Genomic DNA, 13,386 nt, shown 5'->3' on the forward strand with positions numbered 1-13,386 from the left:
GATGTTACGCGCTGGCTATTTGCTCATTCTTCTTTGCTGCGTCCTGCCGACCCTGTTTGGGTTGGCAGGCGTTGCCGTATCTTCTGTTGGCTACATTCCACCGCTGGCAATGCACTCTCCGTCGCTTGACGGTTTCTCGATGGTCTTTGACTGGGAAGGTGTCTGGCAGTCAATTTGCCTGACCGTTTGTACAGCGCTGCTCAGTACTTATCTGGCCTGTCTGATCACCTTTGCGATTTTGCAATCGAGTTGGGGCACCGCATTCTGGCGTAAAGTGGAAGTTTCACTTTCTCCGCTGTTGGCTGTGCCGCATGTGGCGTTTGCCATCGGTTTTGCTTTCCTGTTCGCCCCCACAGGTATGGGGATGCGGGTGATGGAGCTGTTTGGCTTTGGCGGTGCAGAAAACGCCGCCGATTTGGCGCTGATGGTAAAAGACCCTTACGGCCTTGGCCTTATCGTCATGCTGGCGCTGAAAGAAGTGCCTTTCCTGCTGCTGATGAGTTTGTCTGTTTTGCAGCAGGTGAATGTGAAAAATGTCGAGAAAGCGGCGGCTTCCCTCGGTTATAGCCGTGCTCAAGCGTGGTGGAAATGCGTGTTCCCGCAATGGCTGGCAAAACTGCGTTTTCCCTTGCTGGCGGTGATGGCCTACGGGCTTTCAGTGGTGGACGTAGCCCTTATCATTGGCCCGACCAACCCGCCAACCTTTGCCGTACTGGTGTGGCAATGGTTTAACGATCCGGACTTAGCATTACTGCCACGCGCGTCTGCAGGGGCGGTGGTGCTGTTGATGATTTCCCTGATGCTGATTGGCGTTGCCCGCCTGATCGAATGGGGCGTGACCCAAGGCTTCAGACGCTGGCAATATTCCGGTCGGTGTGGTTTTGCATTGCCGGGCAAATCGGTGTTTGCGGTGCTGCTGACTCTTTCAGTTGCCATGGTGCCAATCACCTTGCTGTGGAGCTTTGCCCAACGCTGGCGCTTTCCGGATTTACTGCCAAGCCGATACAGCCTGCGTTTTTGGGAATACGAGTGGTCATCCATTGTCGGCACCATTGAGCAGAGCATTGTGATCGCACTGATTGCTGCGACACTGGCACTAGGACTGGCACTACTGGCGCACGAATACCGCCTGCGCCACCGCGTGCAAATTCCGGGGTATGTGATTGCGGTTCCTATGCTGGTACCACAACTTTCCATCCTGTTCGGCATGCAGGTTGCCACCCTTTATGTGGCTGGCGATGCACACTTTTTCTGGGTGTGTTGGGCGCATTTGTTCTTCGCCTTCCCGTATGTGTACCTCTCGTTGGATGGCCCTTGGCGCAGCTATGATGAACGCCTGACCCGCGCGGCGTTGAGTCTGGGTAAATCCCCGCTGAATGTCTGGCTTCGCATCAAGCTGCCTATTCTGCTGCCTGCGATTTTGTATGCCTGGGCGATCGGGATCAGCGTAAGTTTGGCGCAGTACCTGCCAACATTGGTGTTGGGGGCGGGGCGCATCACCACATTGACGACTGAGGCGGTTGCACTGTCAAGCGGCTTTGACCGCCGCGTGACGGCCATTTACGCCATTTGGCAGGCGCTATTGCCATTCCTGTTCTTCTCACTGGCGATCCTTATCAGTCACCTGCAGGTGAAATATCGCCGTGTTTCCTTCAAAGGTTTGTTCCGAAATGAGCTTATGTCTCGAAAACCTCGCCATTCGTAAATCCTCTGGCGAGGTGCTGTTTTCGTCGCTCAATATGCGCGTAGAAAAGGGCGAAGTGCTGTGTTTGATGGGGCCAAGTGGCTGCGGAAAATCCACCTTGCTGGATGTGATTGCCGGTCACCTGTCTGATGAATTCAGCTATTCCGGCCGTGTAAAACTCGATGGCATCACCCTTGATGCCATTGCCGCGCACAAGCGAAATGTCGGCATTCTGTTTCAGGATGATCTGTTATTTCCGCACCTTTGTGTGTGGGAAAACCTCGCGTTTGCGTTACCTGACCATATCAAAGGCAACGAGCGCAAAGAGCGGGCAATGCAGGCGTTGAAAAATATTGCCCTGACCCAGCTTGCAGACTCTTATCCGGATCAAATCTCCGGCGGTCAGCGTGCGCGGGTCAGCCTGACCCGCATGCTGCTGGCAAACCCTAAAGTGGCATTGCTGGATGAACCGTTCAGCAAACTGGATAAAGCGCTGCGCACCCAGTTCCGTGACTGGGTGGTAGAACAGCTGAAAGAAGCGAACATTCCCGCTTTGATGGTCACCCATGATTTAGAAGACATCCCGCCGGGCAGCCAGTTGCTGTCTTGGCCGTGGAACGCAAACGTAGAGGAGCACGTATATGCTTGACAGTTTTGGCATTAAAACCGTGCGCCGCCCGCTTTCGATTGTGGCGGAGTGGGTAGATGAACTGGGTATCAGCGCTAATCAGGTGACGGTTGCAGGCTTTGTGATTGGGGCGCTGGCACTGCCAGCATTGGCCTATGAACAATACACCCTGGCGCTGGTGTGCATCATGATAAACCGCGTGATGGATGGCCTGGATGGCGCACTGGCGCGTATTCAGGGTATTACCGATGCAGGTGGCTTCCTCGATATCAGCCTCGACTTTCTTTTCTATTCGATGGTGCCGTTTGGCTTTGTGCTGGCTAACCCAGAGATAAACGCTGTCGCGGGCGCGTTCCTGATTTTCTCGTTTGTCGGTACGGGGGCGAGCTTCCTCGCGTTTGCCATCATGGCGAGCAAGCAGGGTATTGATGATCCGGTTTACAGCAACAAGTCGCTCTACTACATGACGGGGCTGACCGAAGGTTCAGAAACTATTCTGTGCTTTATGATGATGTGTATTTTCCCGGCGACCTTTGTCACCATTGCCTTTGTATTTGGTGCTATGTGCTGGTTTACCACGGGCTCCCGTATTTATAACGGCTTCCAGACCCTGGAGCGCCGCATCCGATAAGCTGCTGGCCACCCGAAACTCGGGTGGCTTTCCTGCAATATTTCTCACCTCAACACCATCAATGACCCGCTGCTTTTCTCCTTCTCTTTTGCCAATACCATACGGCGTTCTAAATAAAATCAATATATTCAATTATTTAGTTTATGAATGGCTTATCTCTTATCTGTGTAGTGGTCTAAATTTAAATTGTTTCATTTTTAAAACATTCCCCTTTCGTCTAAAACAACCTTTCTCTCGATAGGAGCAACCATGTTGAGCACTATCAGAAGTAAATTGATATCAGGAATTGTTTTCCTGCTGGTCTTGCTGTCCCTGACAGCTGCTGCAGGCCTTTATTATGTGTTTCAGTTGGACAAGAACATTAAAGCCCTTAGCGAAGATATCGCGCCCACCATTGAAAATACCGATGACATGATTGCATCGCTGTGGGAACGGGGCAAAGTCGCCAACGAGATTATGGCGTCAGAAAGCAAAACAGAAATTGAAGCGCTGTACAAAGGTTTTACACCCTTAAACAAAGTGTTTGACGATTCCTACAACGCGTTGAAAGTGCTCATTTCAGGCAATGAAATCGCGATTGCTGACGAAGCTGTCCAAGCTAACAAAGCGCTGCTGGAACATGTTGATTTGATGTACAAAGCGCACTACGCCGAGCTGGACGAACTGGAAAAAGCCCGCCGCCTTTTGGTGGATTTCGACAACATTGGCGCACAGATCATCACCGCACTCGATGAGTTTGCGATAGAAAATGAAGCAGAGATGGCGAAAGCGGAAGACCTTGGCGACCTGTTGGAAAGTCAGCCGGGTTCGACAGCGAAAGACGTCAACGCTGTACTTGGCGAGTTGTTTGAACGAGATTATCCGGTGGTGGAAGCGGCGCTAAAACTGCAACGTTATGTCATTGAAATGCAGGATACGGCCGGGGAATATCTGGCGGAAGAGTCTGATGCCAACCTGCCACCCATTCGCAAAAACTATGATGAGCTGGGTAATACAGTGCTGTCGTTGATGACGATACTCGAAGAGTTGGCTGAAACGGAAGAAGATAAGCAGGACACCATCGATCTTCGTAACCTGTTTGCCAAGTGGCAGGCATTGGCACTGGACGATGAGCAGTTGTTTGATTCTTACCGCGACAAGCTGCGGGAAGAGTTGGCGGCTGACCAATACACCGAGACGCTGGAAAGCGATATTGCCCGCGCTGACGCGGCGTTGGAAAAACTGGCAGCGTCTGCAGATATGATTGCTGAGACCGCAGACGATAAAGCGGCTACCGCAGTTCAAACGGCGGTCACCATGGTAGCGACGGTGTGGGTCGTGGCATTGGTGTTCGGTGTTGCCATCACCCTCATCTTGATGCGTTCAATCCTCAAACCGGTAGATTTACTGCTAGGCCGTATGAATGATATCGCGCAGGGTGAGGGGGATTTAACCCAGCGTGTGGATGAGAGTGGCAAAGATGAAATTGCTGCTCTGGGTAGGGCGTTCAACGGTTTTGTCGTCAAAATCCAGAGTCTGGTTTCACAGATTGCCAAAGAGTCAGAATCGCTCAATACCTCTATTTCGGCTATCTCCAGTCTTTCTAGCCGTGTCAGTGACCGGGTTCAGGTACAAAGTGACGAAGTGGAATCTGTGGTCAGTTCTATCGTGCAGGTCAACGAAGCGGCAGACAGTATTTCGTCAAATGCCCAGAACTGTTCTGATGCCTCGCGTTCGGCCAGTGAAGATGGTGCGTCCGCAAGGCAGGTTGTTCAACAGGCAGTGACGTCAGTGAAGGGGCTGGCGAGCGACATTGATGCCAGCTCCAGCGTGATCAACCAGCTCAACACGGAAGTGGCGAATATCGTGTCGGTGCTGAGTGTGATCCGCGATATTGCTGAACAGACCAACCTGTTGGCACTGAATGCGGCTATCGAAGCAGCCCGTGCCGGTGAGCAGGGACGTGGTTTTGCTGTGGTGGCGGATGAAGTGCGCACCCTTGCTTCACGCACCCAAAACAGCACCAACGAAATCCAGACCATGATCGACAGCCTGAAGAAAGGGGCGGATGACGCGGTATCCTCGATGAATCGTTCGAAAGAGGGCGGGGAAAGCACCGTGAACTACGCACAGGCTGCGGGTGAAGCGTTGGATCGTATCTCGTCTGCGATTGATGAACTCAACGCCATGAACGAGCAAATCGCTACTGCGGCAGAAGAGCAACGCGCGGTGGTTAACTCCGCGACCAGCAGTGCGCGTAACGTACAGGATGTGGTGGAAGAGAGCCGCGTGGCTGCCGGTGAAAACCTTGATTACACCAACAGTATGAGTGAGTCAGTTGGCCGACTGAGCCAGCTTGTTGGCCAGTTCAAGGTGTAAAGTTAGTACGCACTATTAGTGACAAGCCCGCAGATGCGGGCTTGTCTTTTTATCTCTATCCAGACTGTATTCAACCCTTCAACAGTGCCTTCCACGTGTTCTTGCCGACAATGCCGTCATCCATCAAGCCTTCCTTTCGCTGGAACTGCAGCACGGCGCGCAAGGTAGCTTGCCCAAACCTGCCATCAATCATCAATTTCAGGTTAAGTTTTTCATTAAGCAGGGTTTGCAGTCTCGCAACGGCCGCGCCGCTGGCCGTCAGTTCCAGCATGGGTTGGTCTTCGGCTTGTACGCTGCTGTCGGTGGCGTTTTTACGCTCGCCAGCGTCGGTCAGCCCCAGAACGGTTTTGTAGTCGAAAACCGGGCAGGTCTTAGTAGAGACTTCACAGTGGCCATGAAAAGTCAGCTGGTTATCGTAAGCGCGGTCAATTGCCTGACACAGTGCAATCACAGATTCAAACTGTGCCTTGGTGAAGTTTTCGCGTTTTAATCCATGCAGGCAGATGGCGATGGTGCCCGTATTATGACCCTGCTGGGCTGCAGGGGTTTCTTCCAGCGAGCGGCCATCTTCAATCACGCCATCTTTGCGGATGAAGTAGTGATAGCCTACATCCCGCCATCCCCGTTCTTTATGCCATTGCCGCATGATTTCCACACTGTCATGCTCCGGCAAATCACTGGCGCTGCAATGAAGAAAGACCCGGTCGACGGGTCGCGTGGGTCTGGAAAAGTTCATGCTGATACCTTTTTCCTGAGTTTCGTTTTCCCTTCCTGTTGTTGATCCCTGTTCGACGGTCCCTGCCTGAACGGCTTCCCTCCTTGTCTCTGAAAGTATCGTTGCGGGCGGAGTGTGGCGGCATGTCATTGGTGGGACTTGAATAAGAAAACACTAAACAGTGCAGTGCATGGCATGTCGCTATTTTCCAGATGCCGAAGCGTGATCCCCATTCAAAGCCACAAACAGTGGCGGGGTGATGCATTTCACACAACGTTTCCCATGCGACTTTTTTCCAGTAAATGTTAGTTATTTCATCTATTTGACTGGATAAGAAAGTCATAGCATTGCGACATCCGAATCAAACAGTAAGACATGCTATGAAAGTTGTTGCTATCACCGCTTGCCACACTGGTATCGCCCATTGCTACATGGCAGCCGACCGTCTGGTTGAAGCTGCCCGCTCCCTGAATATTCAAATAAAAGTCGAAACACAGGGTGCTATGGGTATCGAAAACAAAATCTCCGAACGCGAGTTTGATTCCGCGGATCATATATTGCTGGCCACTGAAATCAGTCCCTCCGAAAGCGAACGCTACGCAGGTAAGCCCCTCACCATTGTGTCGGTGCAAGAAGCCATCAATCACCCTATTGCCCTTTTGAAAAAATTTAAGTGAACATCATGAGAAAAGAAGTCGCATTTACCTGTGAGCTGCCAAACGGCATTCATGCGCGCCCTGCAAACCATCTGGAAGCGGTCTGCGCCCAGTTCAAAAGCGAAATTACCCTGCGTAACCTGCGCAACAACAATGAAGGTTCGGCAAAAAGCGTGCTGTCGCTGGTGGGTACTGACACTCTGCTGAACGACCCGTGTTCACTGATCATCGAAGGTGATGATGCAGAAGCGGCATTTGATGTGCTGGCGAAATACCTGCAGGAAGAGTTCCCACACTGCGATGAAGAGCTGGTGGTGATGGATGAAGGCGACGTGACGTTGCCACAGTCACTGATGCGCCACAACCCAACACTGATCAAATCCAAACGCCTGTCTGCAGGTATCGGCAAAGGCAAACTGGTGCGTTACAGCGAGGTTGAGCTGTCCCTGTTCGCTCATGCCGCTTCTACCATGTCGTTTGATGAAGCAAAACAGCAAGTGACGGTTGCGCTGCTGGATAAAGCAGAACTAGCAAGTGGTCAGGAAAAAGAGATCATCAATGCCCATCTCGGCATTCTGAAAGACGAAGCGCTGAACGAAGCGGTGGCTAACTGCGTTGCACGCGGCGATACGCTGGCGCAGGCTGTTCTCAAAGCGGTAGAGGGTATTTGCGCGACACTGTTGCAGTCTTCTTCTGATTACCTGAAAGAGCGCGTGCTGGATATTAAAGATATCGCACTGCAGCTTTTGATTGCGGCTCACCCGGAGATGAACGTTTCTACTGACTTCACCCTGACTGAAGCGTCTATCGTGATTGCCAATGACCTGACACCAAGCCAGTTCTTGGGCCTTGACCGCAATCACCTGAAAGGTCTGATCCTGACTCAAGCGGGCTCAACGTCTCACACTGTGATCCTGGCGCGTGCGTTTAACATCCCGGCTGTTTCCGGCGTGGCAGTGGAAGAATGCGCGGCGCAGGAAGGTGAGCTTATCTATATTGACGGCGGGCTGGGTGTGGTTTCCCCCGAGCCATCGCAGCACGTTGTCACCTATTTTGAACGCGCGATCTGGCTAGCAGCGCAAATGGCGAAAAAAGAGAGCCAATTTGTGAACGAGTCAGGTAAGACCCGCGACGGCAAAGAAATCGAAATCGCCGCCAACATCGCGTGTACGGTTGAAGCGGCACCTGCGTTTGAAAAAGGCGCGGAAGGCGTTGGTCTGTTCCGCACTGAAATGCTGTTTATGGATCGCGCAACCGCACCGGACGAAGACGAGCAGTTCAATGCTTACAAAGCGGTGCTGGAAGCCGCAGAAGGCAAGCCGGTAATCATCCGTACTATGGATATCGGCGGCGACAAGCCAATTGAATACCTGAACCTGCCACACGAACACAACCCGTTCCTGGGCTATCGTGCGGTTCGTATCTACCCGCAATTTATCAGCCTGTTCCACACCCAAATCCGCGCGATTCTGCGTGCAGCACCGTTTGGTAAAACCAAGGTGATGATCCCGATGATCCAAAGCATCGAGGAAATCCGCTGGGTGAAAGAGCAAATCAGCATCGTGAAAGCGCAGCTGGATTGTGATGGCGTTGCGTACGGCGAGTTTGAGCTGGGCATCATGGTAGAAATCCCATCCGTGGCATTCATCATGGATCAGTTCTGTAAAGAAGTGGATTTCTTCAGCATCGGCTCTAACGACATGACCCAGTACCTGCTGGCCGTTGACCGCGACAATGACAATGTGGCTAAGCTCTATAACAGCCTGGCGCCGTCATTCCTGCGCCTGCTGGATGCAGTTGTCACCGGCGCGCATGAGCACGGTAAATGGGTGGGTCTGTGTGGTGAGCTGGGCGCAAACAAGAAAGTGCTGCCACTGCTGGTAGGTGCAGGTCTGGATGAGCTGAGCATGGCCGCGCCAAGCATTGCCACCACCAAAGCGCAATTGAGCCAGCTGGACAGCGAACAGTGCCGCGAGCTTTTCGCTCAGGCATGCAACTGCCCAACCATTGCTGACGTTGAAGAGCTGCTGGAAACCTTCAGCCGTTCACAGGAAGGCAAGCCACTGCTGGCGACAGAATGTGTGCTGCTGGAGTGTGAATTCAACAGCAAGGAAGAAGCGATTCAAACGCTGGTTGGTAACCTGGGTATTCAGGGCCGTACCAACTTGGTGGGCGAGCTGGAAGGCGATATCTGGGCGCGTGAAGCGGTATTCACCACTGGTCTTGGTAACGGCTTTGCGATTCCGCACACCAAGTCAGACAACATTGTTCACTCATCGATTTCCATTGCACGCCTGAACAAGCCAGTGCGCTGGAGTGACGATGAAGACGGCGATGTCGAGTTGTTCATCATGCTGACGCTGAACAAAAACCAGGGCGACCAGCACATGCGCATTTTCTCCGGCCTGGCGCGCAAACTGATCCACGAAAACTTCAGAAATACCCTCAAAACCATGAAGACGGAAGAAGAGATGATCGGCTTCCTGACTTCAGAGCTAGGATTATAATAACTATGTAATTCAAATAACCCAATCACGAGTACTTATTTGCCGCTCTCTCCGAGCGGCTTTTTTGTTTGTAAAATAGAGCTGGGTAAATATTCTATCTATTGTGTTTTAGTTATTGCCGTTCAATTTTTCAAAGCACATTGTCATTTCTGTGGTTGATTTATTCTCTGTGGTGTATTCAGATGCATATACCATTGACCAGCCGTCATATTTTTCAAGCTTCTCATTAGTGCTTGAAGAACCAGTGCCAAATGTTTCACAGCGAATCATTTTAGATGATGATTGCTTGTCAAAGTCACGAATCTGGCTCGTAACATTTGCGCCTGAACATGCAACCAGAGAAAGGGAAAGTGCTGAGATTATTGCAGATTTGTACATGATAATGTCCATCAGTAAATTTGCGATGGACTTTAAACCGGAAGATATAATCAATCAATTAGATAGGGCGATTTTATTTCAAATAATCTATAGGTATTTTGATGGGGGAAGCGTTTAAAAATGAATGATGAGTTTTAGTGAGTTTTCTGTTTAATTCTTGTTGTTGGTGGGTTGGTGCGAAGAAAAATATAGCATTAGATTTTGCTAAGTAATTAATCAAAATTGGTTAATTACTTACGCCGCCAATCTATACTCACTCGGCGTTTTACCTGTCTTTTGCTTAAACACCCGGCAGAAATAGTTGGTGTCTTTAAACCCGCAGCGGTGGGCGATTTCGTCCACTTTGAAGTTGTATTTCTTGAGCATAAATTTGGCGCGGTCGAGGCGTACGTAGGTAACGTAATCGGCGTATTTTACCGAGCCCTCCTGGTTGAAAAGACGTGACACGTGGGCGGAGGACACACCGAAGCGGTTGGCGACGGAAACGCGGGTAATGTCTTTGTGGAAGTTTTCCTGCACATAGATACACATGCTGCGGTAAAGCTTTTCACCGCGGCTCACTTTTGCCTGTTGCGGGCCTTGCAGCAGTTCTTTGCAGTAGGCGAGCAGGGCATTGGCGAGGTGGTCTGCCATCACCACTGAACGGCTTTCGTCTGTCATGCTGTTGAGTGCATCCAGCACATGTTCTACCGCCATGGAGGTAGGCAGGGGCATGGCGTATTTCTGTACTTCGACAAAACCGTTACCCGTTTCGAAGTGGACAAAGCTGAAGCCAATCTGGTGTTTGCTAAACAGAATCGACAGCATTTTGCAGCCGTTTTCCCAGGTTGGTTTACTCCAGGCGTTCGAAGGGATGTAAACCATTTCACCTTGCTGTAGTTGGAGCTTTTTCTCGCCGGTACGGGCATCCACAACCAAGTCATATTCGCCATCCAGAATCACTTCCAGACGGTTAAAGTTCACCTGATACGCGCCTTCAGGCGGGGTGTTTTCACTGCAGCAGACTTTGGTCAGTTTGCCGTTGAAGTTAATCAGGGATTCAGCAATGTTGTGGTGCATGGTGGAGGCCTTTCAACAGAAAATATCGAGGTAAAGCGAAAAGGTGGATGATAAGGGGGACTTTACGTCGAGATGAAACAGAAAAACCGCGATATGGAACCGGAATCCATACCGCGGTTTTGGGGGTTATGCCTGAGCCAGCATGCTTTCCAGCTTGGCGATGATTTCAGGTGCTTGTTTCGCCGCTTGGGTAACGGTTACGCGCACAATCTTCTTGCCTGCAAAACGCTCTTCTTTCTTAATCGCGATGTCTTTGGTCAGTACCACAACATCTGCTGCTTCTACGTCTGCTGCGGTCAGTTCGTTTTCGATACCAATCGCGCCCTGGGTTTCAATCTTTGCATCCCAGCCTTTCGCTTTCGCCGCAGTTTCCAGCGCTTCAGCAGCCATGTAAGTGTGAGCGACACCAGATGGACAAGACGTTACACCAATCAATTTCATAATTATTTACCTGTGTTTCTTATTAGCGTTGTGCGTTAGTCGAAGGACAGTTCCAGTTCTTCGGTTTTAGCTTGTTTTTCTTCTTCGCGGTCAGCGATAGGTTTCTTCAGTGCGTTCACAATCAGCGCTGTGGTTGCTGCACCTGCGATAACCGCGACGACGTACATAATGCGACCTTCAACCACCGGCAGAACAATCAGACCGCCCCATGGTGCGTGGTTCAGAACACCACCCAGGAATGCCACGATGTTACCGACCATGCCACCTGCAACGATTGCTGGGATAACACGCGCTGGGTCGTTTGCTGCGAATGGGATGGCACCTTCAGTGATACCGATACAGCCCATGATGGTTGCTGCTTTACCTGCTTCGCGCTCTTCTGGGGTGTATTTCTTAGGAGACAGGAAGGTAGCCAGTGCCATACCCAGTGGTGGAACACAGATTGCTACGCCCACACCGCCCATCAGCCAAGGTTGTGTGCCAACCTGGGTTTGTGCGAACAGAGTTGCTACTTTGTTGATTGGGCCGCCCATGTCGAATGCCGTCATACCACCCAGTACCGCACCCAGAACCGCTTTAGATGTGCCAGCCATTGATTGCAGACCTTCGTTCATGAATGCCATGAAACCTGCGATTGGTTGACCGATAACCCATACCACCAGTGCAGATACGATGAAGGTACCGCCGATAGGAATGATGAAGTAGGTAGACAGCGCTTTAAGTTTGTTAGAAAGAGGAATGCGCTTCAGTTGCAGAACCACGTAACCCGCGATGAAACCCACCACGATAGCGCCGAGGAAACCTGCCTGTACCTGGTTTGCCAGGTAAGCACCAATCATACCCGGTGCCAGTGCAGGGCGGTCAGCGATAGAGTAAGCAATGTAGCCACCCAGAACCGGTACAAACAGGGTGAAACCTGCGATACCCATGTCCCACAGACCTTCCAGGAATACGCCTTCTGGCACAGCACCTTTACCGTTCAACATAACTGACAGAGCCAGCAGTACACCACCCGCGACAACGAATGGCAGCATGTGGCTGGTACCGGTTAGGAGGTGCCGTTTGAGTTCAGCGAAGTTTGTTTTCATAAGTCAGACCTTTGTATTCGAGTTATTGGATTGTGTTTCGTGATGGGCTGATTATGCGTCGCAGACACTGCTTAGGATATTGGACAAATAATTCCTTTACTGGAGAAATGTTGCATGTTGGCTTCACTGAGAAGGCAGTCACATATCTCGCATAATCAGTATCTTACGAAGTTGTTAACCGGTGTTTTCAGGTCTTTACGGAATGAAGTGTCGTATTAGGGTGACAAAGATCACAAGGAGCAGCGTGAAAGATAGGACGGGTGTGCTGTGGTATTTGTTTGTTTGGAAAGTGAAACTTTTGTCTCAATAGCTGCGCGATGTTCGAGCCTTTGACTATGCTTAACAGAGTGCAAAGCGAGGGCAAAGAGGCATATGGACTTTATCAATTTCAAAGTGGGACAAAAGACCGTAGCGTTAAAGATACTGGACATCCTTCTGACCGAGCAGTACGAAGAGAATCTCACCCAACTGCCCAACGACAACAAGAGCTTTCTGGGTATTAAAGACTTCATGGGCAAACCGGTGCCGGTGTTTGACCTTGGCATTATCCTGAACCGTATTTCTACCCGGGAAACCAACAATGAATTGATCAATCTGCTGCGTGACAGGGAGCAGGATCATGTCGACTGGCTGCATGAACTGAAACTGAGTATTGAGCAGGGCACGCCGTTCACCAAAGCACGCGATCCGCACAAATGTGCGTTTGGCCGTTGGTATGATCATTACAAGTCAGAAAACGACGACTTTAACGAGATCCTGCAAAAATTCGATGAGCCACATAAGAAACTTCATGGCCTGGCAGATATCGTTCTGGATATGGTGAAAGCGAACCAACAGCAGGAAGCCCAAGATACGTTTCACCGCGAAGAGCGCTCAACCTATGCCCGGTTAATTCGTCTGTTTGAGTCTGCCCGCGAGCAGCTTAGCCTGGACTACAAACCCATTATTGTTTTCACCACCAAAGATGGCTTTACACCAAACATCGGTTTGCTGGTGGACAAGGTAGAAGACAGTGTGACCGTGGCGGAATCAGACATCCAGCCGCTGGATGAGTTGGTGAAAGTTGGGTTTGATATCGACAAGCAAACCAAAAAGTTGATGCGAGGACTAATACGCCACAAGGAAAAACACAGCCTTATCCTCGACCCGACAGCGATTTTCCTCAATATGTCTGAAGAGGAAATTCAAGCGTCGATAGAAAGCGAGGAAAACGAATCGCTGGAGAACGTGGGGTAAATGCC

12 protein-coding genes are annotated in these 13,386 nt (G+C 50.8%); 7 read left to right on the forward strand and 5 right to left on the reverse strand.

Annotated features, from left to right (window positions below):
• Position 1: 1 nt before the first annotated feature.
• The 4 genes from KU854_RS18830 (at position 2) to KU854_RS18845 (ending at position 5,301) form a co-directional block, all read left to right on the forward strand.
• Complete coding sequence (locus KU854_RS18830) at positions 2–1,705, forward strand: ABC transporter permease (protein ID WP_218359914.1); 1,704 nt, start codon at positions 2–4, stop codon at positions 1,703–1,705.
• Positions 1,671–2,333: an ATP-binding cassette domain-containing protein gene (locus tag KU854_RS18835; protein ID WP_054778852.1), complete on the forward strand. Its 663-nt coding sequence runs from the start codon at positions 1,671–1,673 to the stop codon at positions 2,331–2,333. The genes KU854_RS18830 and KU854_RS18835 overlap by 35 nt, the downstream gene beginning before the upstream one ends.
• Entirely contained in the window at positions 2,326–2,943 is a 618-nt protein-coding gene (locus KU854_RS18840; RefSeq protein ID WP_218359915.1) for a CDP-alcohol phosphatidyltransferase family protein, read from the forward strand. Before KU854_RS18835 ends, KU854_RS18840 begins: the two co-directional genes overlap by 8 nt.
• 249 nt (positions 2,944–3,192) lie before the next feature.
• On the forward strand, positions 3,193–5,301 hold the full coding sequence (locus KU854_RS18845; protein ID WP_218359916.1) for a HAMP domain-containing methyl-accepting chemotaxis protein: 2,109 nt from the start codon (positions 3,193–3,195) through the stop codon (positions 5,299–5,301).
• A gap of 70 nt (positions 5,302–5,371) precedes the next feature.
• Here the strand turns inward: KU854_RS18845 and KU854_RS18850 are convergent, their stop codons facing one another.
• Positions 5,372–6,037, reverse strand: coding sequence for a peptidoglycan recognition protein family protein (locus KU854_RS18850; RefSeq protein WP_218359917.1), 666 nt, complete (start codon positions 6,035–6,037; stop codon positions 5,372–5,374).
• 359 nt (positions 6,038–6,396) lie between these two features.
• Between KU854_RS18850 and KU854_RS18855 the strand changes: the two genes are divergently transcribed.
• Both KU854_RS18855 and ptsP read left to right on the forward strand, forming a co-directional pair.
• A complete protein-coding gene (locus KU854_RS18855; RefSeq protein ID WP_054778855.1) occupies positions 6,397–6,693 on the forward strand; it encodes a PTS fructose transporter subunit IIB in 297 nt (98 codons plus the stop codon).
• Between the two features lie 5 nt (positions 6,694–6,698).
• Positions 6,699–9,179 carry a phosphoenolpyruvate--protein phosphotransferase gene (gene ptsP / locus KU854_RS18860; protein ID WP_218359918.1) on the forward strand — a complete coding sequence of 827 codons (2,481 nt, stop codon included), beginning with the start codon at positions 6,699–6,701 and terminating at the stop codon, positions 9,177–9,179.
• 108 nt (positions 9,180–9,287) lie between these two features.
• On the opposite strand, the gene KU854_RS18865 is transcribed toward ptsP, so the two are convergent.
• The 4 genes from KU854_RS18865 to KU854_RS18880 form a co-directional block, all read right to left on the reverse strand.
• Entirely contained in the window at positions 9,288–9,557 is a 270-nt protein-coding gene (locus tag KU854_RS18865) for a hypothetical protein (RefSeq protein WP_218359919.1), read from the reverse strand.
• A 234-nt stretch (positions 9,558–9,791) separates the two neighbouring features.
• On the reverse strand, positions 9,792–10,616 hold the full coding sequence (locus KU854_RS18870) for an AraC family transcriptional regulator (RefSeq protein ID WP_218359920.1): 825 nt from the start codon (positions 10,614–10,616) through the stop codon (positions 9,792–9,794).
• 126 nt (positions 10,617–10,742) lie between these two features.
• The gene (locus tag KU854_RS18875; protein ID WP_054778858.1) at positions 10,743–11,057 is read right to left on the reverse strand and encodes a PTS fructose-like transporter subunit IIB; all 315 of its coding nucleotides are present in this window, start codon (positions 11,055–11,057) and stop codon (positions 10,743–10,745) included.
• Between the two features lie 35 nt (positions 11,058–11,092).
• A complete protein-coding gene (locus KU854_RS18880; protein ID WP_054778859.1) occupies positions 11,093–12,145 on the reverse strand; it encodes a PTS fructose transporter subunit EIIC in 1,053 nt (350 codons plus the stop codon).
• Positions 12,146–12,517: 372 nt separating this feature from the next.
• On the opposite strand from KU854_RS18880, the gene KU854_RS18885 reads away from it, so the two are divergent.
• The gene (locus KU854_RS18885; protein ID WP_054778860.1) at positions 12,518–13,381 is read left to right on the forward strand and encodes a chemotaxis protein CheW; all 864 of its coding nucleotides are present in this window, start codon (positions 12,518–12,520) and stop codon (positions 13,379–13,381) included.
• Positions 13,382–13,386 lie beyond the last annotated feature (5 nt).

This window comes from Enterovibrio paralichthyis, assembly GCF_019209835.1.
GTDB lineage: Bacteria > Pseudomonadota > Gammaproteobacteria > Enterobacterales > Vibrionaceae > Enterovibrio > Enterovibrio paralichthyis.

Bases quoted from the DNA above. Each gene is read 5' to 3' on its own strand.
- KU854_RS18845 (WP_218359916.1), top strand. From the start codon at position 3,193: ATGTTGAGCACTATCAGAAGTAAATTGATATCAGGAATTGTTTTCCTG.
- KU854_RS18870 (WP_218359920.1), bottom strand. From the start codon at position 10,616: ATGCACCACAACATTGCTGAATCCCTGATTAACTTCAACGGCAAACTG.
- ptsP (WP_218359918.1), top strand. From the start codon at position 6,699: ATGAGAAAAGAAGTCGCATTTACCTGTGAGCTGCCAAACGGCATTCAT.
- KU854_RS18850 (WP_218359917.1), bottom strand. From the start codon at position 6,037: ATGAACTTTTCCAGACCCACGCGACCCGTCGACCGGGTCTTTCTTCAT.
- KU854_RS18840 (WP_218359915.1), top strand. From the start codon at position 2,326: ATGCTTGACAGTTTTGGCATTAAAACCGTGCGCCGCCCGCTTTCGATT.
- KU854_RS18880 (WP_054778859.1), bottom strand. From the start codon at position 12,145: ATGAAAACAAACTTCGCTGAACTCAAACGGCACCTCCTAACCGGTACC.
- KU854_RS18855 (WP_054778855.1), top strand. From the start codon at position 6,397: ATGAAAGTTGTTGCTATCACCGCTTGCCACACTGGTATCGCCCATTGC.
- KU854_RS18865 (WP_218359919.1), bottom strand. From the start codon at position 9,557: ATGTACAAATCTGCAATAATCTCAGCACTTTCCCTTTCTCTGGTTGCA.
- KU854_RS18875 (WP_054778858.1), bottom strand. From the start codon at position 11,057: ATGAAATTGATTGGTGTAACGTCTTGTCCATCTGGTGTCGCTCACACT.
- KU854_RS18885 (WP_054778860.1), top strand. From the start codon at position 12,518: ATGGACTTTATCAATTTCAAAGTGGGACAAAAGACCGTAGCGTTAAAG.
- KU854_RS18835 (WP_054778852.1), top strand. From the start codon at position 1,671: ATGAGCTTATGTCTCGAAAACCTCGCCATTCGTAAATCCTCTGGCGAG.
- KU854_RS18830 (WP_218359914.1), top strand. From the start codon at position 2: ATGTTACGCGCTGGCTATTTGCTCATTCTTCTTTGCTGCGTCCTGCCG.